Annotated in this window: 24 protein-coding genes; 15 read left to right on the forward strand and 9 right to left on the reverse strand. The window is 67.2% G+C overall.

Features of this window, described 5'->3' with window-relative positions; genetic code table 11:
* Positions 1-70: 70 nt before the first annotated feature.
* Both HWX25_RS07470 and HWX25_RS07475 read left to right on the forward strand, forming a co-directional pair.
* Entirely contained in the window at positions 71-622 is a 552-nt protein-coding gene (locus HWX25_RS07470; protein ID WP_059820279.1) for a hypothetical protein, read from the forward strand.
* Positions 619-1,113, forward strand: coding sequence for a hypothetical protein (locus tag HWX25_RS07475; RefSeq protein ID WP_175907950.1), 495 nt, complete (start codon positions 619-621; stop codon positions 1,111-1,113). The genes HWX25_RS07470 and HWX25_RS07475 overlap by 4 nt, the downstream gene beginning before the upstream one ends.
* 70 nt (positions 1,114-1,183) lie before the next feature.
* On the opposite strand, the gene HWX25_RS07480 is transcribed toward HWX25_RS07475, so the two are convergent.
* Together HWX25_RS07480 and HWX25_RS07485 are read right to left on the reverse strand one after the other, a co-directional pair.
* A complete protein-coding gene (locus tag HWX25_RS07480) occupies positions 1,184-2,521 on the reverse strand; it encodes a nitrate/sulfonate/bicarbonate ABC transporter ATP-binding protein (protein WP_059468207.1) in 1,338 nt (445 codons plus the stop codon).
* A gap of 22 nt (positions 2,522-2,543) precedes the next feature.
* On the reverse strand, positions 2,544-4,301 hold the full coding sequence (locus HWX25_RS07485) for an ABC transporter permease subunit (RefSeq protein ID WP_175907952.1): 1,758 nt from the start codon (positions 4,299-4,301) through the stop codon (positions 2,544-2,546).
* A 505-nt stretch (positions 4,302-4,806) separates the two neighbouring features.
* Here HWX25_RS07485 and HWX25_RS07490 point away from each other — a divergent pair.
* Positions 4,807-5,073: a hypothetical protein gene (locus HWX25_RS07490; protein WP_006398649.1), complete on the forward strand. Its 267-nt coding sequence runs from the start codon at positions 4,807-4,809 to the stop codon at positions 5,071-5,073.
* Positions 5,074-5,113: 40 nt separating this feature from the next.
* Here the strand turns inward: HWX25_RS07490 and HWX25_RS07495 are convergent, their stop codons facing one another.
* Complete coding sequence (locus HWX25_RS07495) at positions 5,114-6,430, reverse strand: ATP-binding protein (RefSeq protein ID WP_059527465.1); 1,317 nt, start codon at positions 6,428-6,430, stop codon at positions 5,114-5,116.
* Entirely contained in the window at positions 6,414-7,139 is a 726-nt protein-coding gene (locus HWX25_RS07500; RefSeq protein ID WP_059527468.1) for a response regulator, read from the reverse strand. Before HWX25_RS07500 ends, HWX25_RS07495 begins: the two co-directional genes overlap by 17 nt.
* A gap of 224 nt (positions 7,140-7,363) precedes the next feature.
* Between HWX25_RS07500 and HWX25_RS07505 the strand changes: the two genes are divergently transcribed.
* Positions 7,364-7,915, forward strand: a complete 552-nt coding sequence (locus HWX25_RS07505) for a periplasmic heavy metal sensor (protein ID WP_059701941.1) — start codon at positions 7,364-7,366, stop codon at positions 7,913-7,915.
* A 70-nt stretch (positions 7,916-7,985) separates the two neighbouring features.
* Here the strand turns inward: HWX25_RS07505 and HWX25_RS07510 are convergent, their stop codons facing one another.
* Positions 7,986-8,684 (reverse strand): pirin family protein, encoded by a 699-nt coding sequence (locus tag HWX25_RS07510; protein ID WP_175908134.1) that lies wholly within the window; start codon positions 8,682-8,684, stop codon positions 7,986-7,988.
* Positions 8,685-9,051: 367 nt separating this feature from the next.
* Between HWX25_RS07510 and HWX25_RS07515 the strand changes: the two genes are divergently transcribed.
* From HWX25_RS07515 to HWX25_RS07530, 4 genes are all read left to right on the forward strand, one after another.
* Positions 9,052-9,828, forward strand: a complete 777-nt coding sequence (locus tag HWX25_RS07515; RefSeq protein WP_059451025.1) for an ABC transporter substrate-binding protein — start codon at positions 9,052-9,054, stop codon at positions 9,826-9,828.
* 227 nt (positions 9,829-10,055) lie between these two features.
* Complete coding sequence (hisQ, locus tag HWX25_RS07520; RefSeq protein ID WP_059527478.1) at positions 10,056-10,745, forward strand: histidine ABC transporter permease HisQ; 690 nt, start codon at positions 10,056-10,058, stop codon at positions 10,743-10,745.
* Positions 10,742-11,455, forward strand: coding sequence for an ABC transporter permease (locus HWX25_RS07525; protein WP_059820273.1), 714 nt, complete (start codon positions 10,742-10,744; stop codon positions 11,453-11,455). Before hisQ ends, HWX25_RS07525 begins: the two co-directional genes overlap by 4 nt.
* Positions 11,456-11,473: 18 nt before the next feature.
* Positions 11,474-12,253 (forward strand): ABC transporter ATP-binding protein, encoded by a 780-nt coding sequence (locus HWX25_RS07530; RefSeq protein WP_059527484.1) that lies wholly within the window; start codon positions 11,474-11,476, stop codon positions 12,251-12,253.
* A gap of 55 nt (positions 12,254-12,308) precedes the next feature.
* Here HWX25_RS07530 and HWX25_RS07535 read toward each other — a convergent pair whose 3' ends face one another.
* Complete coding sequence (locus HWX25_RS07535) at positions 12,309-12,806, reverse strand: GNAT family N-acetyltransferase (protein ID WP_175907954.1); 498 nt, start codon at positions 12,804-12,806, stop codon at positions 12,309-12,311.
* Positions 12,807-12,942: 136 nt separating this feature from the next.
* Between HWX25_RS07535 and HWX25_RS07540 the strand changes: the two genes are divergently transcribed.
* Together HWX25_RS07540 and HWX25_RS07545 are read left to right on the forward strand one after the other, a co-directional pair.
* Positions 12,943-13,869: a LysR family transcriptional regulator gene (locus tag HWX25_RS07540; protein WP_175907956.1), complete on the forward strand. Its 927-nt coding sequence runs from the start codon at positions 12,943-12,945 to the stop codon at positions 13,867-13,869.
* Positions 13,870-14,443: 574 nt separating this feature from the next.
* Positions 14,444-15,529 (forward strand): porin, encoded by a 1,086-nt coding sequence (locus tag HWX25_RS07545; protein WP_175907958.1) that lies wholly within the window; start codon positions 14,444-14,446, stop codon positions 15,527-15,529.
* 167 nt (positions 15,530-15,696) lie between these two features.
* Here the strand turns inward: HWX25_RS07545 and HWX25_RS07550 are convergent, their stop codons facing one another.
* Positions 15,697-16,035, reverse strand: a complete 339-nt coding sequence (locus HWX25_RS07550; RefSeq protein WP_006398637.1) for a P-II family nitrogen regulator — start codon at positions 16,033-16,035, stop codon at positions 15,697-15,699.
* An 83-nt stretch (positions 16,036-16,118) separates the two neighbouring features.
* Positions 16,119-17,825 carry an NAD+ synthase gene (locus HWX25_RS07555; protein WP_175907961.1) on the reverse strand — a complete coding sequence of 569 codons (1,707 nt, stop codon included), beginning with the start codon at positions 17,823-17,825 and terminating at the stop codon, positions 16,119-16,121.
* 109 nt (positions 17,826-17,934) lie between these two features.
* On the opposite strand from HWX25_RS07555, the gene HWX25_RS07560 reads away from it, so the two are divergent.
* Together HWX25_RS07560 and HWX25_RS07565 are read left to right on the forward strand one after the other, a co-directional pair.
* Positions 17,935-19,116 (forward strand): GNAT family N-acetyltransferase, encoded by a 1,182-nt coding sequence (locus tag HWX25_RS07560; RefSeq protein ID WP_175907963.1) that lies wholly within the window; start codon positions 17,935-17,937, stop codon positions 19,114-19,116.
* A 105-nt stretch (positions 19,117-19,221) separates the two neighbouring features.
* On the forward strand, positions 19,222-20,094 hold the full coding sequence (locus HWX25_RS07565; protein ID WP_175907964.1) for a GIY-YIG nuclease family protein: 873 nt from the start codon (positions 19,222-19,224) through the stop codon (positions 20,092-20,094).
* 56 nt (positions 20,095-20,150) lie between these two features.
* Here HWX25_RS07565 and ppa read toward each other — a convergent pair whose 3' ends face one another.
* Complete coding sequence (gene ppa, locus HWX25_RS07570) at positions 20,151-20,678, reverse strand: inorganic diphosphatase (RefSeq protein WP_011885693.1); 528 nt, start codon at positions 20,676-20,678, stop codon at positions 20,151-20,153.
* Between the two features lie 263 nt (positions 20,679-20,941).
* Here ppa and HWX25_RS07575 point away from each other — a divergent pair, with 263 nt between their 5' ends.
* The 3 genes from HWX25_RS07575 to HWX25_RS07585 all read left to right on the forward strand — a co-directional run bounded on the left by HWX25_RS07575 (position 20,942) and on the right by HWX25_RS07585 (position 24,651).
* Positions 20,942-22,381, forward strand: a complete 1,440-nt coding sequence (locus HWX25_RS07575; RefSeq protein ID WP_175907965.1) for an aldehyde dehydrogenase family protein — start codon at positions 20,942-20,944, stop codon at positions 22,379-22,381.
* A 75-nt stretch (positions 22,382-22,456) separates the two neighbouring features.
* Positions 22,457-23,215 (forward strand): SDR family oxidoreductase, encoded by a 759-nt coding sequence (locus HWX25_RS07580; RefSeq protein ID WP_059527501.1) that lies wholly within the window; start codon positions 22,457-22,459, stop codon positions 23,213-23,215.
* A 131-nt stretch (positions 23,216-23,346) separates the two neighbouring features.
* Entirely contained in the window at positions 23,347-24,651 is a 1,305-nt protein-coding gene (locus HWX25_RS07585; RefSeq protein ID WP_059820267.1) for an MFS transporter, read from the forward strand.
* The last annotated feature ends 4 nt before the right edge of the window (positions 24,652-24,655 follow it).

Here is a 24,655-nt window from a genome sequence, read left to right on the forward strand (position 1 = left end):
TGCGAAACAATGACACGGCATGGGGGCGCGCATGCGTCGCCGCTCACCCAGACAGGACTTGCACTCAGGGATGAACATTCGTTTCGAACCGCCGCGTCGGGCCATGCCGGCGCGCATCGTGCTGGCCGCGATCGCCACGGCCGCACTGCTGTCCGGCTGCAACTCGCTGTACAGCGAAGGCGCGACCGCCAGCGCCGGTATCGCGGGCGCCGCGATTGCCTCCAAGGTCACCAACAACGCCGCCGTCGCGACGGGCATCGGCCTCGGCGCCGTCGCCGGCGCGCGAGCGGGCGTCCAGTACACGCAGCGCGTCGCGCACCGCTACACCCAGGAGCAGATCGCGAAAGCGGCCGGCCCGCTCGACGTCGGCGGCGTCGCGCCGTGGACGACGCACCACTCGTTCCCGATCGAGGACGACGAGCAGGGCCGCGTGACGGTCAGCCGGATGATCAGCATCGGCCCGCTCGACTGCAAGGAAATCGTGTTCGCGGTCGACACGCCCGCGAAGGCCGACAAGGCCGCCGAATCGGCGTTCTACGTGGCCACGATCTGCCGCGACGGCCCCGTGTGGAAATGGGCGTCGGCGGAACCCGCGACCGAACGCTGGGGCGCGCTGCAATGACCATCGCGATCCGTATCGCGGCGATCGGCGCGCTGTGCGCGGCCAGCGCCGCGCTGTCGGGCTGCGGCTCGGTCGGCGCGGCGAGCGGCGCGCTCGCCGGCGCGGCGACGGGCCTCGTCACCGCGAACCCGGCCGTGGGCGTCGGTGTCGGGATCGCCGTGCAGGCGGCGACCGACGAGGCCGTCAACCGCACGATGAAGCAGCTTCATCAGAATCAGCAGGACGCGATCGCGAAAGCGGCGGGCAGCCTGGCCGTCGGCGAAGTGAAGCCGTGGAAGGTGAAGAACACGCTGCCGCTCGAAAACGGCGAAGGCGAGGTGCGCGTCACGCGTGCGTACTCGACGGCGCTCGCGCTGTGCAAGGAATTCGCGTTCTCGGTGAAGGACGGCGACAAGGCCGACTGGTATTTCGCGAATGCGTGCCAGCAAGGCACGCACTGGAAGTGGGCGTCGGCCGAACCGGCCGTCGACCGCTGGGGCAACCTGCAGTAACGAGGCGATGCGCGGCGCCCGACACGCGCGGCGCATGCGAATGCCGGGCCCTGCGGCCCGGCGCGATGGCTCAGGACTCGACGTCCTCGAGACTGAAGATTTCGGTCTGGTCGTTGTACGAGAAGATCTCGCCGTAACGGCCCCAGTCGATCACCGCATCGAGCGTTTCCTCGGCCGCGCCGTCCGACAGAAAATCTTCCAGCTCCTGCTCGAAGCGCACGCGCGGCGCGCGATGGCCGGGGCGCTCGTTCAACACCTTCTTGATCCGCGCGGCGAGCGGCACATGCTTCAGCAGGTGATCCGCGAACATCAGCTTGCGCTCCTGCGTGCCGAATTCCGCGAACACGCGCCCCGGCGGCGTCAGGAACACGTCCCCTTCCCGCACGTCGGCGAAGCCGAGGTATTGCAGCACTTCGGCGATCGGGAACAGGTCGTCGACCTCCAGATGCAGCGTGCGTGCAATTTCCGGCATGTCGGCGCGGCCGTGGTACGGCGCCATCGCGAGCGTCTCGATCAGGCCGGCCATCAGGTTGGTCGACACCTGCGGCAGCCAGCTGCCGAGCTCGAGCCCCTTCTTCGTCGCCTCGCCGGTCTGGCGTGCGGTCATCTTCGCGTAGATGTCGTCGACGAGCTTGCGGAAGGCCGGGTCGAGGCGGTTGCGCGGATGCTTGAACGGCACCTTGATCTCGGCGATCACGCGGCCCGGGTTCGACGACAGCACCAGAATGCGGTCGCACATGAACACCGCTTCCTCGATGTTGTGCGTGACGATCAGCACCGACTTGATCGGCATGCGGCCTTGCGTCCACAGATCGAGCAGGTCGGTGCGCAGCGTTTCGGCCGTCAGCACGTCGAGCGCCGAGAACGGCTCGTCCATCAGCAGGATCGTCGGGTCGACGACGAGCGCGCGCGCGAAGCCCACGCGCTGACGCATGCCGCCCGACAGCTCGCGCGGATACGCGTTCTCGAAGCCGTCGAGACCGATCAGGTCGATCGCGGCGAGCGCGCGCTCGCGCCGCTCGCGTGCGCCGACGCCAAGCGCTTCCAGCCCGGCCTCCACGTTCTGCAGCACGGTCAGCCACGGGAACAGCGCGAAGGTCTGGAACACCATCGCGACGCCTTCGGCCGGGCCGGTCAGCGGCTTGCCGAGGTAGGTCACTTCACCGCCGGTCGGCTCGATCAGCCCCGCGATGATCCGCAGCAGCGTCGACTTGCCCGAGCCCGAACGGCCGAGCAGCCCGACGATCTCGCCTTCGCGCAGCGACAGGTTCGCGTCGTCGAGCACGAGCAGTTCGCCCTGCGTCTTGTTGAAGCCGCGGCAGACGTGATCGACGCGCAGGATTTCCTCACCGAGTCGCGGCGGCTGGGACGTCTGGACGGGGGCGTTTACAGCATTCGGATTGTGCATCGCGTTTCGCTCTCAATCGGTCTCAGTCGAGCCGCAGCTTCGCTTCGGCGAAGGCATACAGCGGGCGCCACAGCAGGCGGTTGAACAGGGTAACGAACAGGGACATCACGGCGATGCCCAGGATGATCTTCGGAAAGTCGCCGGCGGCGGTGGTCTGCGCGATATAGGCGCCGAGGCCGTGCGCCTCGATCCGGGTCGTGCCCCACTGCACCGCTTCCGATACGATGCTCGCGTTCCACGCGCCGCCCGATGCGGTGATCGCGCCGGTCACGTAGTACGGGAAGATGCCGGGCAGGATCGCCTGACGCCACCACTGCCAGCCGCGGATCCGGAAGTTCGTCGCGGCTTCGCGATAGTCGTTCGGATAGGACGTCGCGCCCGCGATCACGTTGAACAGGATATACCACTGCGTGCCGAGCACGATCAGCGGCGACAGCCAGATGTCGGCGTTCAGGTGGAAGCGCGCGATCACGATCACGAACACCGGGAACAGCAGGTTTGCCGGGAACGCGGCGAGGAACTGCGCGAGCGGCTGCAGCTTCTCGGCGAGTTTCGGGCGCAGCCCGACCCACACGCCGACAGGCACCCAGATCACGGACGCGATCGAGATCAGCACGACCACGCGCAGCAGCGTGATGAGCCCGAGCACGATCACGTGGCCGACTTCGGCCATCGTCACGCCGGTCGACACGAAGCTGACGACACGCCACACGATATAGGCCGTGCCGAGCAGCACGAGCACCGCCCACGCGATGTCGACCGTGCGCGACGCCTTCTTCTCGACCTTGGGCAGCGTGAAGCGCATCGCGCCCGACACCGGCAGACGCAGCGGAATCCGCGCGGCCTTCGCGAAGAACCAGCCGGCCGGCACGAGCAGTTGATGGATCAGGCGCGTACGGCGCACGAGGTCGAGCAGCCAGGATTGCGGCGCGTCGCCCGACGCGGTGTTCTCCATCCGGAACTTGTCGGCCCACGCAATCAGCGGGCGGAACAGGAACTGGTCATAGGCCAGGATCACCACCGTCATCGTCAGGATCACCCAGCCGATCGCGCCGAGGTTCTTGTCCGAGATCGCCTGCGCGAGATACGCGCCGATCCCGGGCAGCGTGATGGTCTGGTTGCCGACGGTGATGGCCTCCGATGCGACGACGAAGAACCAGCCGCCCGACATCGACATCATCATGTTCCAGATCAGCCCCGGCATCGAGAACGGCACCTCGAGCTTCCAGAAGCGCTGCCACGACGTCAGGTGGAAGCCGCGCGACACTTCGTCCAGATCGCGCGGCACCGTGCGCAGCGACTGGTAGAAGCTGAACGTCATGTTCCACGCCTGGCTCGTGAAGATCGCGAAGATCGCGGCCAGTTCGGCGCCGAGCACGCGGCTCGGGAACAACGCGAGGAAGAACGTGACCGTAAACGAGATGAAGCCGAGCACCGGCACCGACTGCAGGATGTCGAGGATCGGGATCAGCACCATGCCGGCGCGGCGGCTTTTCGCGGCGAGCGTGCCGTAGACCAGCGTGAACGCGAGCGACGCGACCATCGCGGCGAGCATCCGCAGCGTGGTGCGCAACGCGTATTCGGGCAGGTTCGACGAATCGAGCGAGATCTTCTGGGTTTGAAGGGTCCCGATCGGCGCCATCGTTTCATGAAAACCGACGACCGCCATCGCGATCAGGCAGATGATCAGCGGGAACGCGATGAAGTCCCACCGGTTCGGCAGAACGCGCCACGCGGACGCGTTGGCGGTCCGGTTCGGATTGAAGAATCCGACGTCCATCAGGCGCCCTCCCCGGTAAGGCCGAACGAAGCCGGCAGACGATGTTGATTCATGGCAAAGCGCACGGGCGCGGTAATTCGACGCGGTAATTCGATTGATTCACGATCTGACGCCGGCGCGAGGCGCCGTGCGTGCAAGCTGCGCCCCCGGCGCGGCGAGTCAGGCCGCGACGGCACGACACTACACCAACCTGTATTTCAGGTTCAACCGTCCGGGGCCGGCGCGGTGCCATGCGACGCGCGGACGGCGCACGGATCGTGCCCGGCACGCGGGTGAACGGCAGGCGTGCGATGCGGAGCAGCCCGGCCGCAGTCCTCCGGCCGGCACGCAGGCCCCGAATTATGCCGTGATCCGGGCCGGCCGGGAACCCGCCAGCCGCATGCGGACGCAAACCATGCCGGACGTCATCGGACGATTGCGGCGAAGCAGGTATGATCGGGGCTAGCCCCTGGCGTCGGTGTCGACCACTGCCGCCAGGGATCGACCGACCAGCGGGAGGAAGGGAATGGCAGGAAACTTGGTGATCGTCTGCCGCGATCAGGATGCCGATGCGTTCTACGAGCTGATGCAGGAATATGGGTCGTTCCAGACGCGGCTGTCGTCGACGGCATGGTACCTGAACATGAACGTCGTGCCGGAATCGCTGCAGGACGAGATTCTGGAGCGCCTTGGCCGCTATACGACCGTCTATATCTTCGAGGCCACGAGCGTGACCTACAACACCATCGACAGCAACGCCGCCGAGACGCTCGGCACGCTGTTCGGCGAATGATGCCGCGCGGCGCCTGCCCGGCAGGCGCCGCATCCGCCGCTTACGCGGCCTGGGCGTGCAGTTCGTCCTTCGGCACCACGTCGAACGGGAACGTCATCGCCACGCGCAGGCCGCCCTCGGGACGATTGCCGATCTCGCACGCCCCGCCCAGCCTCAGCACCAGCCGCTCGACGATAGCAAGCCCGAGCCCGCTGTGGCCATTGCCGCCGCGCGCAGGGTCGAGCCGCACGAACGGCCTTGTCGCGGCCGCCAGGTCGCGCGGCGCGATCCCGCCGCCGCTGTCGCTGACCGACAACACGTAACCCGTCGGCGTACGCAACGTCTCGATGAGCACGGGTGGCGCGCCGTACGCATGCGCATTGTCCAGCAGGTTCGACAAGATCCGGTCGAGCGTCGCGGTCGGCAGGCGGAAACCTTCGTCGGCGGCCAGATGCGTCTGGACCGCCGGCGCGTTCGGTGCGACCGCGCGATAGCTGCGCGCGATCCGCTCGCAGGTCTGGTCGACCGGCACGGGCTCGCTGCGGTCCGCCCCGCCGTGCGCGAACACGAGGAACTGGTCGACGATGTGCGACATCGAGTCGACATCGCGCACCACGCCGTCGCGCAGCCGCGCGTCGTCCATCATTTCCGCGCGCAGGCGCATCCGCGCGAGCGGCGTGCGCAGGTCGTGCGCGACGCCAGCCAGCATCACCGCGCGATCGCTCTCGGCCTGCGACACCTGTTCCACCATCTGATTGAAGCCATGCGTGAGCTGACGCAGCTCGCGCGGGCCGCGCTCGCGCAGCGGCGGCACCGGCTGGCCGCGGCCGAAGCGCGCGACCGCGCGCGCCAGCGAACGCAGCGGCTGCTGCAGCTGCCAGGCCGCGAACAGCGCGGCGATCACGCCTGCCGAGAAGATCGTGCCGAGCCACAGCAGCATCCGGTCGAGCGAGCGCGGCGGGCGCAGCGGCTGCACCGGCACCACGATCCAGTTGCGGTCGGTCGGCTCCTTGACCCACAACACCGGCGGGTGGCCCGGCGCGCCGATCTCGACCAGGGTGCCGGCCGGCATGCGCTCGCTCACGTCGTCGCGAAATCGCTTGAGCGGCGCCGGCAGATTCGAGCCTGCGCTCGTCGGCACGTCCGGACTGTCCGGCGACACCAGCCGCACCCGCGACGGCAGCGGCTGGTCGGGCGTGCGCTCGACGTGCTGGCGCACGGCATCGACGAGGAAGGCAGCCTCCTCGACCGCGTAACGCGTCTGCATCTGGCTGCGCTCGAGGCGCATCGCGAAGAACCACGCGAAGTGCGACAGGAGCAGCACGCCGACGACCAGCAGCGCCAGCCGTCCGAACAGTGAATCAATGGGTTTGCGCATGGGCCTCGCCGTCGGGCACGAACACGTAGCCGCGCCCGCGGACCGTCTGGATGAAGCGCGGCGTCGACGGATCCGTTTCCAGGATGCGGCGCAGGCGCCACACCTGGACGTCGATGCCGCGGTCGGTGCCGTCGTACTCGGGCCCGTGCAGCAGCTCGAGCAACCGCTCGCGCGTGAGCGTGCGCAGCGCGTGGTTCACGAAGATCTTCAGCAGCGCGAATTCGCTGCTCGACAGCGTTGCCGGCTTGCCGTCGACCGCCAGCGTGCGCGCCTGGAAGTCGAGCACGAAACGGCCGAACGCGAACGGCTCGCGCTGCTCGGGCGCCGCCGCCGACGGCGTCGCCCGGCGGCGGCGCAGCACGGCTTGCACACGCGCGAGCAGCTCGCGCGGGTTGAACGGCTTGCCGAGGTAGTCGTCCGCGCCGAGTTCGAGCCCGACGATGCGGTCGACGTCGTCCGCGCGCGCCGTCAGCATGATCACGGGGATGTCGTCGCCGGCCGCGCGCAGCTGGCGCAGCGCGGTCAGGCCGTCGACGCCCGGCATCATCAGGTCCAGCACGATCAGGTCGGGCCGCTCGCGCTCGAGACGCTTCTCGAGCGTCGCCGCGTCGTGCAGCACGGACACTTCCATCCCCTGGCGCACGAGATAGTCGCGCAGCAGGTCACGGAGTTCTTGGTCGTCGTCGACGATGAGGATCTGGGTAGTCATGGCTCGAAGTTTACCGCGCGAGTGCGGAGTCGAAGAACGAAACAAAGGAACGAAAGGGTTACTGCGGGTTACGGCGCAAGGGAACTGTAATGCACCGTAACCCGGCAGCCACCCCGCGTAACACCCGCCGGGGCACGCACCGCTAACCTGCGTCTTACCGGATGCGGCACACGGGTCACCCGCGCACCGCATCGCCGGACCCTTTGGATACAGGAGTTTCTGAAATGTATAAGAAGACTTCCCGCGTGGCCATCGCGGCCGCCACCGTGCTCGCTCTCGCATTCGGCACCGCGCATGCCGCGCAGCCCAACGACATGCCGCCGCCGGGCGGCCCCGGCATGCACCAGATGCACGGCGGCCATGACGGCGGCCCGTTCGGCGTGATCATGAAGCTGCACGATCAGCTGAAACTCAACGCATCGCAGGAGCAGCAATGGCAGACGGCCGTCAACACGATGAAGCAGAACCATGAAGCGATGCGCAAGAGCCACGAGCAGATGCGCGAGCAGTTCAAGGCGCAGCAGAATCAGCCGATCCTCGACCTGAACGCGATGCACGCCGCCCGCCAGCAGGCCGAGCAGCAGAATGCGCAGCTGCGCGAGCAAAGCTCGGCCGCCTGGCTCGCGTTCTACAACGGACTGAACGACCAGCAGAAGACGACGGTCAGCACCGCGCTGAAGCAGCAGTTCGCGCGGATGGAACAGCGTCACGAGAAGATGAAGGAACGCTGGCAGGAGCACCGCGCGGCCAAGGCCGCGTCGGCGCCGGCGCAGTAAGTCGGCGGGCCGCCTCCCCAGGCGGCTTCGCAGGGGACGCGGGTACTCGGCCCGCGTCCCCTGTTTCGTTTCAAGCGACGTCGAACAGCAGCACCTCGGCCGCCCGGCCGCGTGCGAACGCGATCGCTTCCACCCCGGCGATCCGCGCGCCGTCGCCCGCAGCCAGCGCGTGGCCGTTGACCTCCACGTCGCCACGCGCCACGTGCACATAAATGCCACGTCCGGCCGGCACACCGAATACCGCCTCCTCGTCACCGTCGATCAGCCCCGCGAAGATCCGCGCATCCGCACCGATCGACAGCGCGCCGTCGTCGCCATCCGGCGACGCGACGAGCCGCAGGCGGCCGCGCTTCCCGTCGTCGGCGAAATGCCGCTCCGCGTAACCGGGCCGCCCGCCGCGCTCGGCCGGCTGCAGCCAGATCTGCAGCAGATGCAGCACCCGGTCGCGCGACGCATTGGTTTCACTGTGCATGAGCCCCGTGCCGGCACTCATCCGCTGGATGCCGCCGGCCCGCACGATCGCGCCGTTGCCAAGGCTGTCGCGGTGCGCGAGCGCGCCGTCCAGCACGTAAGTGACGATTTCGAGGTCGCGGCGCGGCTGCATCCCGAAGCCGCGCGTCGGCGCGATCCGGTCCTCGCTCAGCACGCGCAGCGCGCCGAACGGCGGATGGGCGGCCTCGGCGTGGCCGTCAAGCGGAAAGCTGTGACTCGACTCGAGCCAGCCTTGGCGCGTGTGGCAGCGGTCGGCGGCGCGGCGGATGTGGAACATGGGGCGGGCACTCCGGCAGGCAGACATTCTTTCTTCGGGTTTACCTGCACTGTAGGGGCGCGCCAAGCGCGCCACAATCCGCCGCCCGCGCACCGCATCGTTGCACCCACGAATCCAATCGGCGCAATGCTCGTTGCGAATACCACGATTGCCGCAACGCCCGGATCGAAGAATCCATCGGTCGCGCCGGATTGCCGTTTTCCGGGTATCGCGTTCGGGTAAAATACCGCCCTTTTGGCGTTCGCCCGTCCGGCGAGCGCCGTTGCCCGCGCGCCGAAACACGAATTTTGGCCGTCTAGAATACGCCGCGGCGCCCGGCCCGACCGGCCGCGAGCGCCCACCGGAAGTGAGCGACAAAAGGATGGAAATGAAGAAGGCCGCCCTGTGCGCCGCCCTCGCCCTCGTGGCGGGCAGCGCCTTCGCGAAAGAATGGAAGACCGTGCGGATCGGTGTCGATGCCAGCTACCCGCCGTTCGAGTCGACCGCGCCGAGCGGCGAGATCGTCGGTTTCGACGTCGATCTCACCAAGGAAATCTGCAAGCGCATCAACGTAAAGTGCGTGTGGGTCGCGCAGGATCTCGACGGGATCATTCCCGCGCTGAAGGCGAAGAAGTACGACGTCATCGTGTCGTCGCTGACCGTCACGGACAAGCGTCGCGAGCAGATCGACTTCTCCGACAAGGTGTACGACGCGCCCGCGCGGATGATCGCGAAGGCCGGCTCGCCGCTGCTGCCGACAGTCGCGTCGCTCAAGGGCAAGCGCGTCGGCGTCGAGCAGGGTTCGACGCAGGAATCCTACGCGAAGGCGTACTGGGAACCGCAAGGCGTGACGATCATTCCTTACCAGAACCAGGACCAGGTCTATGCCGATCTCGGCTCGGGCCGCCTCGACGCGACGCTGCAGGATGAACTGCAGGCCGACTACGGCTTCCTGCGCACGCCGCGCGGCAAGGGCTTCGCGTTCGCCGGTCCGGAAGTGAAGGATCCGAAGACGATCGGCGACGGCACCGCGATCGGCCTGCGCAAGGAAGACACGGACCTGAAGCTCAAGATCAACAAGGCGCTGGCCGACATGCACAAGGACGGCACGTACGACCGGCTGTCGCACAAGTATTTCTCGTTCAGCGTCTACTCGGCTCGCTGAGCGCAGACAATGACGGGAAGCGGATGCGGGGGCGCCCCGCGTCCGGCAGTACAGGCAGTCCACCACGCGCCGCCCGCCCCTCGCCCGCCGCTCCCCGCGACGGGCTGGCCCGGCACCGTTGCCGGGGCGGACGGTCATGATACGCACGGGGCGTTCCGCGCAGCTTGGCGGGCACGTCTTTCGCGGCGCACCGCGTGCGCCGTCCGGGACCACACCAGGGACCACATATGTTTCTACAAGGCTACGGCCCGCTGATCCTCGCAGGCACCTGGCAAACCGTCAAACTGGCGGTGCTTTCGCTCGCGCTGTCGTTCCTGCTTGGCCTGCTCGGCGCGGGCGCGAAGCTGTCGCGCAACCGCTTCACGAACGGCGTCGGCACCGTCTACACCACGTTGATCCGCGGCGTGCCGGACCTCGTGCTGATGCTGCTGCTGTTCTACAGCCTGCAGATCTGGCTGAACATGGCGACCGACGCACTCGGCTGGGACCAGATCGACATCGATCCGTTCCTCGCCGGCGTGCTCGTGCTCGGCTTCATCTACGGCGCGTACTTCACCGAGACCTTCCGCGGCGCATTCCTGTCGGTGCCGCGCGGCCAGCTCGAGGCCGGCAGCGCGTACGGGATGACCAACTGGCAGGTGTTCACGCGGATCATGTTCCCGCAGATGATGCGCTTCGCGCTGCCGGGCATCGGCAACAACTGGCAGGTGCTCGTGAAGTCGACCGCACTGGTGTCGATCATCGGCCTCGCGGACGTCGTGAAGGCGTCGCAGGACGCCGGCAAGGGCACGCTGCGGTTCTTCTTCTTCACGCTGATCGCCGGTGCGGTCTACCTCGCCATCACGACGATCTCGAACTTCGTGCTGATTTGGCTCGAAAAGCGCTACTCGACCGGTGTCCGCAAGGCTGACCTATGATCGAACTCATCCAAGAATACTGGCGCAACTACCTCTATACCGACGGCTTCCGGATCACCGGCGTCGCGATCACGCTGTGGCTGCTGGTCGTGTCGATCGGCCTCGGCTTCTGCCTGTCGGTGCCGCTCGCGGTGGCCCGCGTGTCGAAAAGGAAGTGGCTGTCGAGCGCCGTGTGGCTTTACACGTACGTGTTCCGCGGCACGCCGCTCTACGTGCAATTGCTGCTCTGCTACACCGGCCTCTACAGCCTGCAGGTCGTGCGCGGCACGCCGCTGCTCGACGCGTTCTTTCGCGACGGGATGCACTGCACGCTGCTGGCGTTCACGCTGAACACCTGCGCGTACACCACCGAGATCTTCGCGGGCGCGATCAAGGCGACGTCGTACGGCGAGATCGAGGCCGCGCGCGCATACGGGATGTCCACCTTCACGATGTATCGCCGCGTGATCCTGCCGTCGGCGCTGCGCCGCGCGCTGCCGCTCTACAGCAACGAAGTGATCCTGATGCTGCACGCAACCACCGTCGCGTTCACCGCGACCGTGCCGGACATCCTGAAGATCGCGCGCGACGTGAACTCGGCGACCTACATGTCGTTCCACGCATTCGGGATCGCCGCCCTGCTCTATCTCGCGATCTCGTTCACGCTCGTGTGGCTGTTCCGCCAGGCCGAGCGTCGCTGGCTCGCGTATCTGCGCCCGCAAGGCAAGTAAGTTTTCGCAGGACTATTGATGAATTCCCAGACTCAAAAGCTTTTCGTCGACGATCTGCACAAGCGGTACGGCGACAACGAGGTGCTCAAGGGCGTGTCGCTGAAGGCGAACTCGGGCGACGTAATCAGCGTGATCGGCTCGTCCGGTTCCGGCAAGAGCACGATGCTGCGCTGTATCAACTTCCTCGAGCAGCCGAACGCGGGCCGCATCATCGTCGACGGCGAGGAAGTGCGCACCACGCCGGACAAGACGGGCGCGCTGCGCGCGGCCGATTCGAAGCAGCTGCAACGCGTGCGCACCAAGCTGTCGATGGTGTTCCAGCATTTCAATCTCTGGTCGCACATGAACGTGATCGAGAACGTGATGGAAGCGCCCGTCAACGTGCTCGGCATCCCGAAGAAGGAAGCCGAAGACCGTGCGCGCGAGTATCTCGAAAAGGTCGGCCTCGCGCCGCGCGTCGAGAAGCAGTATCCGTCGCATCTGTCGGGCGGGCAGCAGCAGCGTGTCGCGATCGCGCGCGCGCTGGCGATGCATCCGGACGTCATGCTGTTCGACGAGCCCACGTCGGCGCTCGACCCGGAACTGGTCGGTGAAGTGCTGAAGGTGATGCAGAAGCTGGCCGAGGAAGGCCGTACGATGATCGTCGTCACGCACGAGATGGGCTTCGCGCGCAACGTGTCGAATCACGTGATGTTCCTGCACCAGGGGCGCGTCGAGGAGGAAGGCGTGCCGTCCGAGGTGTTCGCCAACCCGAAGAGCGAACGCCTGCGCGGGTTCCTGTCGGGCAGCCTCAAGTAACGCGCGCGACGCGCGACGACACGCGGACGGGCGCCATGCGGCGCCCGTTTTGCGTTTACACGGCGTCCACCGGTACGCCGTCGGCGAACGCGCGCAGCGCATCGCCCGCGAGCCGGTAGCGCACCCATTCGCTTTGCGGCGCCGCGCCGACGCTTTCGTAGAAGCGGATCGCCGGCTCGTTCCAGTCGAGCACGCTCCATTCGAAGCGCCCGCAGCCGGTGTCCACGGCGATGCGCGCGAGCGCCTTCAGCAGCCGCAGCCCGGCACCCGCGCCGCGAAAGCGCGGCGATACGTACAGATCCTCGAGATACAAGCCCTGGCGGCCGAGCCACGTCGAGTACGACGAGAAATACACGGCGAAGCCGGCCGGCTCGCCGTCGACCTCGCAGATCAGCGCGCGCGCCGGCGTTCCTTCGCCGAACAGGCTGCGCTCGAGCGACGCAGGTGTCGCGACCACTTCATGCTCCGCCTTCTCGTAGATGGCCAGCTCGGTGATGAAGCGCAGGATTTGCGGCACGTCGGCGACGGTGGCAGAACGAATGTCGATTTGCACGGTGAGGAGCCCTCCTTCGGCCCGGACTGAAAACGGAATGCGGCGCCCGCGCAAGCGCGCCTGGCACCGGACAGATCGACATGCTACGTTCGCGGTTCAACTGCAGGAAGTGCAGTTTCTTCATCCGGACATGAACATGATGCATCCCGACCTGCGCCGTCTCGACCTGAACCTGCTGCTCGCGTTCGACGCGTTGTACCGCCACAGGTCGGTCGCCGCGGCCGCGCACGAACTGGCGATGAGCCCGTCCGCGCTGAGCCACGCGCTCGCCCGGCTGCGGGACGCGATCGGCGATGCGCTGTTCGTGCGGCTCGGCAACGAGATGCAGCCGACCGTGCGCGCCGACGACATCGCCACCTGGGCCGGCGATGCGCTCGACACGATGTCGAAGGGGCTCGCCCGCGCGCGCCGGTTCGATCCCGCGCAAAGCGACCGCACGTTCGTGTTCGCCGCGAGCGACTACACGGCATTCGCCGTGCTGCCGGCGTTGCTCGCGCGCATCGAGCAGGTCGCGCCGCGGCTGCGGATCCGCGTCGTCCACTCCGACCGCAAGATTTCGACCGACGAACTCGCGGCCGGACGCATCGACTTCGCGCTCGGCTATCACGAGGAGTCGGCCGCCGACGCGCCGGGCATCGAGGATTTCGACTGGTTCTCGGACGACTACGTGGTGATCGCGAGCGCCACGCATCCGGACATCCGCCGGCGGCTGACGCTCGACCAGTACCTCGCGGCACGCCACGTGATCGTCACGCCTTGGAACGAGTCGCGCGGCGTCGTCGACTACGTGCTCGACCGGCTCGGCCTCGCGCGGCAGGTCGCCGTGCAGTTGCCCAGCGTGCTGGCCGCACCGTTCGTGATCGCGGAATCGGCACTCCTGATGACAGTGCCGAACCGTGCCGCGCAGGCGCTGCGCCACGCGGCGCCGATCCGCATCTTCCCCGCGCCGTTCGAGATCCCGCGCTACACGGTGAAAATCTACTCGCACGCGAAGCACGCGCGCACCGACGCGCACCGATGGCTTCGCGCGCAGTTGCTCGACGCCCGGGCGGCATCCGCTTGAGCCTGGCGCGCTTCCACGGCGGGCGGCGGTCAGCCGTTGCCGGACAAGCGTTTCGGGCCTCCCGACAACGGCTGACCACCGCCAAATCATTACGAAATACTTACCAATTTCGTCTCTGCGGCGCTTACGCTCGCGCCCCGATGGCGTCAATAGTGGCAATCCTTGACCCATGCGTATCGAATCCGTGTCTCCCTTGTGTGACAAGGGTTTTCCGGGAATCGACGCCCCTTTGGGCACCCATCGCGCACAGTGTTGCATGGCAAATTGGCGACAGCGGTTAGTCAAACAACGATTTCCATCGCCACAAAATTGTATTTTTGCTAAATTAGTAACCAAAGTAGCAAAACGAAGTTCGTGAAATGTAGTTTAGCTTCACGACACAACAAGGAGACCCCGCAAGCCGACCCGGCCGCGCGGGACCGCTCAACGGTTTTCCGTCCGCTTGCCCGCGTGCCGCGCTTACCGGCTCTGCACGAGGTCTCCCTGGTTATCCCGCTTTTCGCTTTTGCCCGGCGTTCGCTGCTCCGGGCATCTCGTGCAGTCTGGGTTGACTTTTTGACAGGGTATGGAGGAGATGATGAAGAAAGCTTTGGTCGCGGCCGCGCTGATGGCTGCTGGGGTGGTTACGGCGCACGCGCAGAGCAGCGTCACGCTGTATGGTCGCCTGGATGCCGGCCTCGAGTACATGAACGGGCTGCAGGATGGCCATCGCGTTCGCGCAGAAAGCGGCGACTGGGGCACGAGCCTGTGGGGCTTGAAGGGCAGCGAGGACATCGGTGGCGGCAACAAGGTCCTGTTCCACCTCGAAGGCGCGTTCAACACGATGAACGGCGGTCTCGGCACGTCCGGCTCGATCTGGGATCGTTTCGCGACCGTCGGTATCTCGAACGACCGCTACGGTACGCTGCTGCTGGGTCGCGAACTCGCGATCGCAAACGGCGTGTGGGACTTCGATCCGCTGGGCCAGTCGAGCTGGTCGTCGGCATCGCTGGTGCGCGGCCGCAACTGGAACAAGACCAGCAACAACGTGTCGTACCAGTCGCCGTCGCTCTACGGCCTCGACTTCTACGGCCAGTTCGCGTTCTCGAACTCGACCAGCTTCAACGGCAACACCGACCCGAAACAACCCGGTCGTGCAGCCGGCGCTCAGATCACGTACACGAACTCGCTGTTCCAGTTGCGCGGCATCTATGACGAAACGCGCGATAGCAACGGCCGCTTCTCGGACGTGTTCAATTACTCGCGTGAATACTTTGCCGGCTTGAACGTGTTCCTCGGCCAGTTCAAGCTGCAGGCAGCTTACCAGGCATCGCATGCAGACGGCAGCGGCGGCCCGCCCGCGAACAATGGCGTGACCGGCACCCAGCAAGTCTGGGGCGGCGTGACGTGGCAGGCAACGCCAGCGGCAGCGCTGATCGCGGCCGTGTACCACGTGAATGCCAACCACGGCGGCGGCAACGCGAACATCTACACGGTCGGCGGCTCGTACAACATCTCGAAGCGCACGCTGTTCGACGTGCAAGTCGCGACGGTACGCAACAGCAAGACCGCAAACTTCGGTCTGAACGCAAACGGCGCGGGTACCGACGTCTCGACGGGCAACCCGCATCCGGGCGGCAGCCAGACCGGCGTCTACGCCGGCATCCAGCACCTGTTCTGATCAGGCGCCGTCCAGAGAACGATTCGACAACACTTTCCACGCTGCTGCGAGAGGCGCGTATCGGTGCGGTACCCTTCCGGGTATCCGCACCGTTTTTTATTGGCGGGCCGGGATCGTACGATCCACGGCCCGATCGACCGTTGGGTCGACCGTGCCCGAAGCGGCGCTCAGACCGCCGCTTCGTTCTCTTCGCCGGTGCGGATGCGGATCACGCGTTCGACGTCCGACACGAAGATCTTGCCGTCGCCGATCTTGCCGGTGCGCGCCGCGCCGATCACCGCGTCGATCACCTGGTCGACCTGCGCTTCCGCGACGACCACCTCGATCTTCATCTTCGGCAGGAAGTCGACCACGTATTCGGCGCCGCGATACAGTTCGGTGTGCCCTTTCTGGCGGCCGAAGCCCTTCACTTCCGTCACGGTCAGGCCGGTGAGGCCCACTTCGGCGAGCGCTTCGCGGACTTCGTCCAGCTTGAACGGCTTGATGATGGCGGTGATGCGTTTCATGATGGTTGTCCCTCAATGCTCGTTTGGATGCAGAATCGCGATCCCGATTGTAAGCCGGCCGGCCGCGTACGGCCCAGCGCGGCTCAGTCGAGACGTTCGGTAAAGCGTGACGTGATCGGATAGCGCCAGTCGCGCCCGAATGCGCGATGCGTGACGCGAATGCCGATGGGCGCCTGGCGGCGCTTGTATTCGTTGACCTTGATGAGCCGCGTCACGCGCGCGACGTCGGCCTCCGCATAGCCGGCCGCGACGATCTCCGCGAGCGGCCGGTCCTCCTCCATGTACATCCGCATGATCGCGTCGAGCACGTCGTACGGCGGCAGGCTGTCCTGGTCCGTCTGGTTCTCGCGCAGCTCGGCCGACGGCGCACGCGTCAGGATCCGCTCGGGAATCACGTCGCGCAGCCCGTAGTCCGTCGTTGCGTTGCGATAGCGGCACAGCCGGTAGACCAGCGTTTTCGCGATGTCCTTGATCACCGCGAAGCCGCCGGCCATGTCGCCGTACAGCGTGCAATAGCCGACCGCCATCTCGCTCTTGTTGCCGGTCGTCAGCACGATCGAGCCGAACTTGTTCGACAGCGCCATCAGCAGCGTGCCGCGGATGCGCGCCTGGATGTTCTCTTCCGTCGCGTCCTCCGCGCGGCCCGCGAACTCGCCCGCGAGCGCCGCACGGAACGCGTCGAACATTGGCGCGATCGCGATCTCGTCGTAGCGCACGCCGACGCGCCGCGCCATCTCCGCCGCGTCGGTGGTCGAGATGTCGGCCGTGTAGCGCGACGGCATCATCACCGCGCGCACGCGCTCGGGCCCGAGCGCGTCGCAGGCGACCGCGAGCACCAGCGCCGAATCGACACCGCCCGACAGCCCGATCAGCACGCCGGGAAAACCGTTCTTGCCGATGTAGTCGCGCACGCCGGTCACGAGCGCGCGATAGACCTGCGCGTCGACCGGCAACTCGGGCGCGATCGCGCCGGGCAGCGGGCGCGCGCCGTCGAACTCGACGATCGCGTGCCCTTCGTCGAACTGCGGCATCTTCGCGACGAGCGCGCCCTGCGCGTCGAGCACGAACGAGCCGCCGTCGAACACGAGCTCGTCCTGGCCGCCGACGAGGTTCACGTACACCATCGGCAGCCCCGTTTCGCGGATCCGCGCGCGCAGGATGTCGATGCGCAGCGCTTCCTTGTTCATGTGGTACGGGGAGCCGTTCGGGATCAGCAGCACCTGCGCGCCGGCGGCCTTCGCGATCTGCGCGGCCGACGCATGCCAGGCGTCCTCGCAGATGATCACGCCGTATCTGACGCCGTCCAGCTCGAACACGAGCGGCTCGGTGTCCGTCGCGAAGTAGCGCTTCTCGTCGAACACGTCTGCGTTCGGCAGATCCTGCTTGCGGTACGTCCCGACGATCTCGCCGCCGACGATCAGCGACACCGCGTTGTAGGTGTCGGTCGGCGGCACGCCGCGCTCGATCGGGCGGTTTGCATTACCATCGACGGCTGGCGCGTGCGGATCGCCGCCCGCGCTCCGCAGCGGATGGCCGACGAGCACCGCGAGCCCGTCGAACGCGCGCAGCGCATCGGCGAGCGTGTCGAGCGCGGCAGCCGCCGCCGTGTAGAACGCGGGCCGCAGCAGCAGGTCTTCCGGCGGGTAGCCGGACAGCGCGAGTTCGGGCGCGATCATCAGGTGCGCACCGTCGTTGTGCGCGGCGCGGGCAGCGGCGATGATCCGCGCGACGTTGCCGGCGAAATCGCCGACGGTGACGTTGATCTGGGCGAGAGCGAGTCGGGTCTTCATGACGGGATCGGCGCAGCCCGGTGGCGCGCCCTGAACGGCTGACGAAATCGTCCCGGACGCGGGCCACGGCGGCACGCATCCGGCGGCATCCAACAGTACGGATTCACGCTTGAAACACGAACGCATCGATTATCGCACGGGCATCCTGTCGTCCCCCGCGGAGGTGCCGGCCGACGAATGGAACGCGCTGCTCGAGCGCGACGCGCAGCCGACGCCGTTCCTGCGCCACGAATTCCTCGACGCACTGCACGTCGCGCGCTGCGCGGTCGACGACACCGGCTGGTCGCCGCACTTCGTCACGCTGACCGACGCGCGCACGGGCCGGCTCGCGGCCGCTGCCCCCGTCTACGCGAAACAGCATTCGTACGGCGAATACGTGTTCGACTGGGCGTGGGCCGATGCATATCAGCGCAACGACCTGCCCTATTACCCGAAGCTGCTGTGCGCGGTGCCGTTCACGCCCGTGCAGGGCACGCGCCTGCTCGCCGCCGACGACGACGCACGCCGCCAGCTCGCAGCCACGCTGCTGGCGTTCGCCGAGCAGAGCGACGTGTCGTCGCTGCACGTGCTGTTCCCGACCGGAGACGAAGCGCGGCTGCTCGAGTCGATGGGAATGATGCTGCGCGAAGGCGTGCAGTTCCACTGGCTCAACGACGGCTATCGCGATTTCGACGACTTCCTCGGCACGCTCGAGCAGAAGAAGCGCAAGAACATCCGCGCGGAACGGCGCAAGGTGCGCGATGCCGGTGTCACGTTCCGGCGGCTCACCGGCGAGCAGATCACCGACGCCGACTGGCGCTTCTTCACGCGCTGCTACCGGCAGACCTACCGCGAGCACTATTCGAGCCCGTACCTGAACCTCGACTTCTTTCGCGCGATCGGCGCGACGATGCCGGAGAACCTGCTGCTCGTGATCGCCGAAGCCGACGGGAAGCCGATCGCGAGCTCGCTCGCCGTGTACCGGCGCGGCGCGAACGGCAGCGGCGGCACGCTGTACGGCCGCTACTGGGGCGCGCTCGAACACGTGCCGTGCCTGCATTTCGAAGCGGCGTATTACCAGTTGCTCGAGTTCTGCATCGAGGCCGGGCTCGACACGTTCGAGGGCGGTGCACAGGGCGAGCACAAGCTCGCGCGCGGCTTCCTGCCGACCGTCACGCATTCCGCGCACTGGCTCGCGCATCCGGCGTTCTCCGATGCGGTCGCGCGCTTTCTCGAACGCGAGACCGAGCATATCCACGCGTACGTCGACGAGCTGCGCGAACACGATCCGTTCCGGCGGAGTGCCGGGTAGCATTGGCCGGCCGGCACATCCGCTTCAGCGACGGTCACGGCGATCGGTGGCGTTGACGCCCGCCATTTCTGAGACACTGACGGCTTCGCATCCCGCCGCCTTCCCATGTCCTGGTTTCTGTATCTGATCGAGTGCGCCGACGACAGCGTCTACACGGGCATCACGACCGACGTCGCCGCGCGCTTCGACGAGCACGCGTCCGGCAAGGGCGCGCGCTATACGCGCTCGCGCAAGCCGCGCGCCGTGCTCGCATCGTTCCCGCTGCCCGACCGGTCGATCGCATCGCGCGCCGAATACTGGGTGAAACGGCTCACGGCCGCGCAGAAACGCGAGCTGGCGGCCGGGATCCGGACGCTCGAATCGGTGTTGCCGGCAGGGATGTCGATCGACGGAAACGTCGACGCCGCAGGGCCGCAGGACGGCACACGCGAAAAGAAGAAGGTGAAAGCGAAGCCCGCCGACATTGCGAACGAGCCGGCCGAAACTGAAGAGGCTCGCGATAAGGCCGCGAAGAGCCGAACTGCCGGAAAAAAGACCGCGTCCGCGAAAACCGCGAAGACCCGACGCGCCGCAACGGCGCCAACGTCGGCAAAAGCCTCGCCTGTTTCCAGGAAACGTGCCGGGACCGCCGACGACACGGAAGGGAAAAAGACCGCCTCGCGAGGCACGCCGGCAAAACTGAACAAGCCGGCCACGAACGCATTGCCGAAGCGGAAAGCGTCGGCAGCCGGCGGCAAGCCTGCTGCGAACGGACTCGCCGCCCCTGCTTCCGCCCCGGCGCGCGGCCGTCCGTCGGCAAGGAAAGTAACCGCCGAAGTCATCGAGGCCGCCCCGGCCCCCGTTGCCCCGGCGCGCAGCGCAACGGGCGCGAAACGTGCGAAGGCCGCGGCGAGTGCTGGCGCCCAGCCGGCGCCGGCCCGCAAGAAAACCCTCGCACGCGCCACCGCGCGCACAAAACAAAACCGCGCGGCCTCCTGAGGAGACACGCGCGGTTTGCGTTCCGAACGAACCGGCCGCGAGGCCGGCGTGCCGGCTTACTTCTTGTAGTTCGCGGCGCCGTCGGCGATTTCCTTGTGCGCGGCGTCGATGCCGGCCCAACCTTCGACCTTCACCCACTTGCCCTTCTCGAGCGCCTTGTATTGCTCGAAGAAGTGCTTGATCTGGTCCTTCAGGTACTCGGGCACGTCGTCGATCGACTTCAGGTTCGCCGTCATCGGGCAGACCTTGTCGTGCGGCACGGCGACGAGCTTCGCGTCGACGCCCGACTCGTCGGTCATCTGCAGCATGCCGAGCACGCGCGAACGCACGATCGAGCCGGCCAGCAGCGGGAACGGCGTGATCACCAGCACGTCGACCGGATCGCCGTCGCCCGACAGCGTCTGCGGGATGTAGCCGTAGTTCACCGGGTAGCGCATGCCCGTGCCGATGAAGCGGTCGACGACGAGGAGACCCAGCTCCTTGTCCGCCTCGTACTTCACCGGATCGCTTTGCGCGGGGATCTCGATGATCACGTTGAAATCGTGCGGCAGGTCCTTGCCGGCCGGAACATGATTGAAGCTCATAGCGCTCTCTGTTGGTCGATGGGAATTCGGGACAGGGCGCCGCAGCCGATGCACCGCCGCGGGCGTCCCCGCAGGGAATGCGCCATTATAGCCAATCGACCGGTGGCGTCCGGATGACGATCGGCGCGATAATCGTTCCGGATGTCCGGCCATCGAACCGCGGGCGACGTTGCATGGGATCCGCGTAACCGCTGAAGCACCAACAGATTTGCATGGGACCCGAGCAAGCGCCGAAGCGCCAACCCGGGTCGACAGGAGCAGGCATGGAAGAGGCGAAGCACTTCATCGCGGGCGAATGGACGTTGCCCGCGCAACTGGAGACGATTCCGGTCGTCGACCCATCCGACGGTCAGCCGTTTGCGACGATCGCGCGCGGCACCGCGCCCGACATCGAGCGCGCCGTCGCCGCGGCCCGCGACGCGTTCGCGGGCCCGTGGGGCGCGGCGAGCGCCGCCGAGCGCGGCCGCGTGCTGATGCGGCTGTCCGCGCGCGTCGCCGACCACATCGAGGAACTCGCCGCGATCGAGGCGCGCGACACCGGCAAGCCGCTGAAGCAGGCACGTGCCGACGCCGCCGCGCTCGCGCGCTACTTCGAGTTCTACGCGGGCGCCGCCGACAAGCTGCACGGCGAGACCCTCCCCTATCAGGCCGGCTACACGGTGCTCACGGTGCGCGAGCCGCACGGCGTCACCGGCCACATCGTGCCGTGGAACTACCCGATGCAGATCTTCGGGCGCAGCGTCGGCGCGGCGCTCGCGGCCGGCAACGCATGCGTCGTGAAGCCGGCCGAGGATGCGTGCCTGTCCGTGCTGCGCGTGGCCGAGCTGGCCGCCGAAGCCGGGCTGCCGTCCGGTGCGCTGAACGTCGTCACCGGCTACGGCCATGAAGCAGGCGCCGCACTCGCGCGCCATCCCGGCATCGACCACATCTCGTTCACCGGCTCGCCCGCAACCGGCAAGCTGGTCACGCAGATGGCGGCGGAGAATCATGTCCCCGTCACGCTCGAGCTCGGCGGCAAGTCGCCACAAATCGTATTCGCCGACGCCGATCTCGACGCGGCGCTGCCCGTGCTCGTGTCGGCGATCGTGCAGAACGGCGGGCAGACCTGCTCGGCCGGCAGCCGCGTGCTGATCGAGCGCGCGGTGTACGAGCCGCTCGTCGAACGGCTCGCCACCGCCTTCAACGGGCTGCGGGTCGGCCCGAGCCGCGCGGATCTCGACTGCGGCCCGCTGATCAACGCGAAGCAGCAGCAGCGCGTGTGGGATTTCCTGTCCGACGCGCAGCACGACGGCATTCCGATGGCCGCGCACGGCCAGGTCGTCGCCGAGGCGCCCGAAAGCGGCTTCTATCAGGCCCCCGCGCTGCTGCGCGACGTGCCGCCGTCGCACCGCCTCGCGCAGGAAGAAGTGTTCGGCCCGGTGCTTGCCGCAATGCGTTTCGTCGACGAAGACGAAGCGGTTGCGCTCGCGAACGGCACGCCGTACGGCCTCGTCGCCGGCATCTGGACCCGCGACGGCGCACGCCAGCTGCGTCTCGCGCGCCGCCTGCGCGCGGGCCAGGTGTTCATCAACAACTACGGCGCGGGCGGCGGCGTCGAGCTGCCGTTCGGCGGCGTCGGCCACTCGGGGCATGGTCGCGAGAAAGGCTTCGAGGCGCTGTACGGCTTCACCGCGCTGAAGACGATCGCGATCCGGCACGGCTGAACCGGACGAACGCGGCCGGCGATGACCGGCCGCGCACCGAAACACCACGCACGCTTCCAACATAGGAGACACATCATGCGGCTGAGCGGCAAGACGGCCATCGTCACAGGCGGCGGTTCGGGCTTCGGCGAGGGCATTGCGAAGACCTATGCGCGAGAAGGCGCGAACGTCGTCGTCAACGACCTGAACGGCGCGGCGGCCGAGCGCGTCGCGAGCGAGATCGCGCTGGCGGGCGGCAAGGCGATCGCGGTCGCGGGCGACGTGTCGAAGGACACCGACTGGCGCGCGCTGCTGCAAGCCGCGCTCGACGATTTCCATTCGGTGCAGATCGTCGTGAACAACGCCGGCACCACGCACCGCAACAAGCCGGTGCTCGACGTGACGGAAGCCGAGTTCGACCGCGTGTATGCCGTCAACATGAAGAGCCTGTTCTGGAGCGTGCAGACCTTCGTGCCATATTTCCGCACCCAGGGCGGCGGCGTGTTCGTGAACGTCGCGTCGACGGCCGGCGTGCGGCCGCGCCCGGGCCTCGTCTGGTACAACAGCACGAAGGGCGCGATGATCACCGCGAGCAAGTCGCTCGCGGCCGAGCTCGGCGCCGACCGGATCCGCGTGAACTGCATCAACCCGGTGCTCGGCGAGACGGGCCTGATGACCGAGTTCATGGGCTGCGAGGACACGCCGGAGAATCGCCGCCGGTTCCTGGCGACGATTCCGCTCGGCCGCTTTTCGACGCCGCAGGACATCGCGAACGCGGCGCTGTACCTTGCATCCGACGAAGCCGAGTTCATCACCGGCGTCTGCCTCGAAGTCGACGGCGGGCGCTGCATCTAGCCGCGCCGCCGTGAATTGCGCGCATCGGCATCGCCCGCCGGCGCCGTATCCAAGCATCATCATTGCTTCGCACGACACCGGATCGGGCGCCGACGCGCCAGGTCCGGACAACGACAAGAACTGGAGACAACATGGCAACATCGACGCAGTCGCTGCCGGGCTCGTCCGGCGCATTCGAGGAAGCAACCTACCGCAAGGTGTCCTGGCGGCTCACGCCGCTCCTGCTGCTGTGCTACGTGGTCGCGTATCTCGACCGCGTGAACGTCGGCTTCGCGAAGCTGCAGATGGCGAGCGACCTGAATCTCAGCGACACGGTCTACGGGTTGGGCGCCGGGATTTTCTTCTTCGGCTACTTCCTGTTCGAAGTGCCGAGCAACATCATCCTGCACAAGGTCGGCGCGCGCGTCTGGATCGCGCGCATCATGGCGACGTGGGGCGTGATCTCGATCCTGACGATGTTCGTCACGACGCCCGCGATGTTCTACGTGATGCGCTTCCTGCTCGGCGTCGCCGAAGCCGGCTTCTTCCCCGGCGTGATCCTGTACCTCACCTACTGGTATCCCGCGCATCGGCGCGGCCGGATGACGACGTTCTTCATGACGGCAGTCGCCTTGTCCGGCGTGATCGGCGGGCCGATCTCCGGCTTCATCCTGAAGGCGTTCAACGGCGTGAGCGGCTGGCACGGCTGGCAATGGCTGTTCCTGCTCGAAGGGATCCCGTCGGTGCTGGCCGGCGTGCTTGTGTTCTTCGCGCTCGACGACCGGATCGCGAAGGCCAAATGGCTCACCGACGACGAAAAGGCGCTGCTCGCGCGCAACGTCGACGCGGAAGAAGCAACGAAGGAAGACCTGCCGCTCGGCGCGGTGATGGCGAGCCCGCGCGTGTGGCTGATGGCGCTCATCTACTTCTCGTTCGTGATGGGGCTGTACGGCGTCGGCTTCTGGCTGCCGACGATCATCAAGGCAACCGGCGTGACCGACACGTTCATGATCGGCCTGCTGTCGGCGGTTCCGTATGCGGCGGCGGTGGTCGCGATGATCCTGATCGCGCGCAGCGCGGACAAGCGCCGCGAACGACGATGGCACCTCGCGATTCCGGCCGCGTTCGGCGCGCTCGGGCTCGTGCTGTCGGTGATCTGGGCGCACCAGACGGCGCTCGCGATGCTCGGCCTCACGCTCGCGACGATGGGCATCCTGACGACGCTACCGCTGTTCTGGAGCCTGCCGACCGCGTTCCTCGGCGGTGCGGCCGCTGCAGCGGGCATCGCGATGATCAATTCGATCGGCAACCTCGCGGGCTTCCTGAGCCCGTACATGATGGGCTGGCTCAAGCAGGCGACGGGCGCCAACGATGCAGGCATGTACATGCTCGCCGGGTTCCTCGTGCTCGGCGGACTGCTTGCGCTGTCGGTGCCGAAGCGGCTTGTCGACAGGTGATGCC

The sequence above is a fragment of the Burkholderia sp. BCC1640 genome (assembly GCF_902833125.1).
Taxonomy (GTDB): Bacteria; Pseudomonadota; Gammaproteobacteria; order Burkholderiales; family Burkholderiaceae; genus Burkholderia; species Burkholderia diffusa.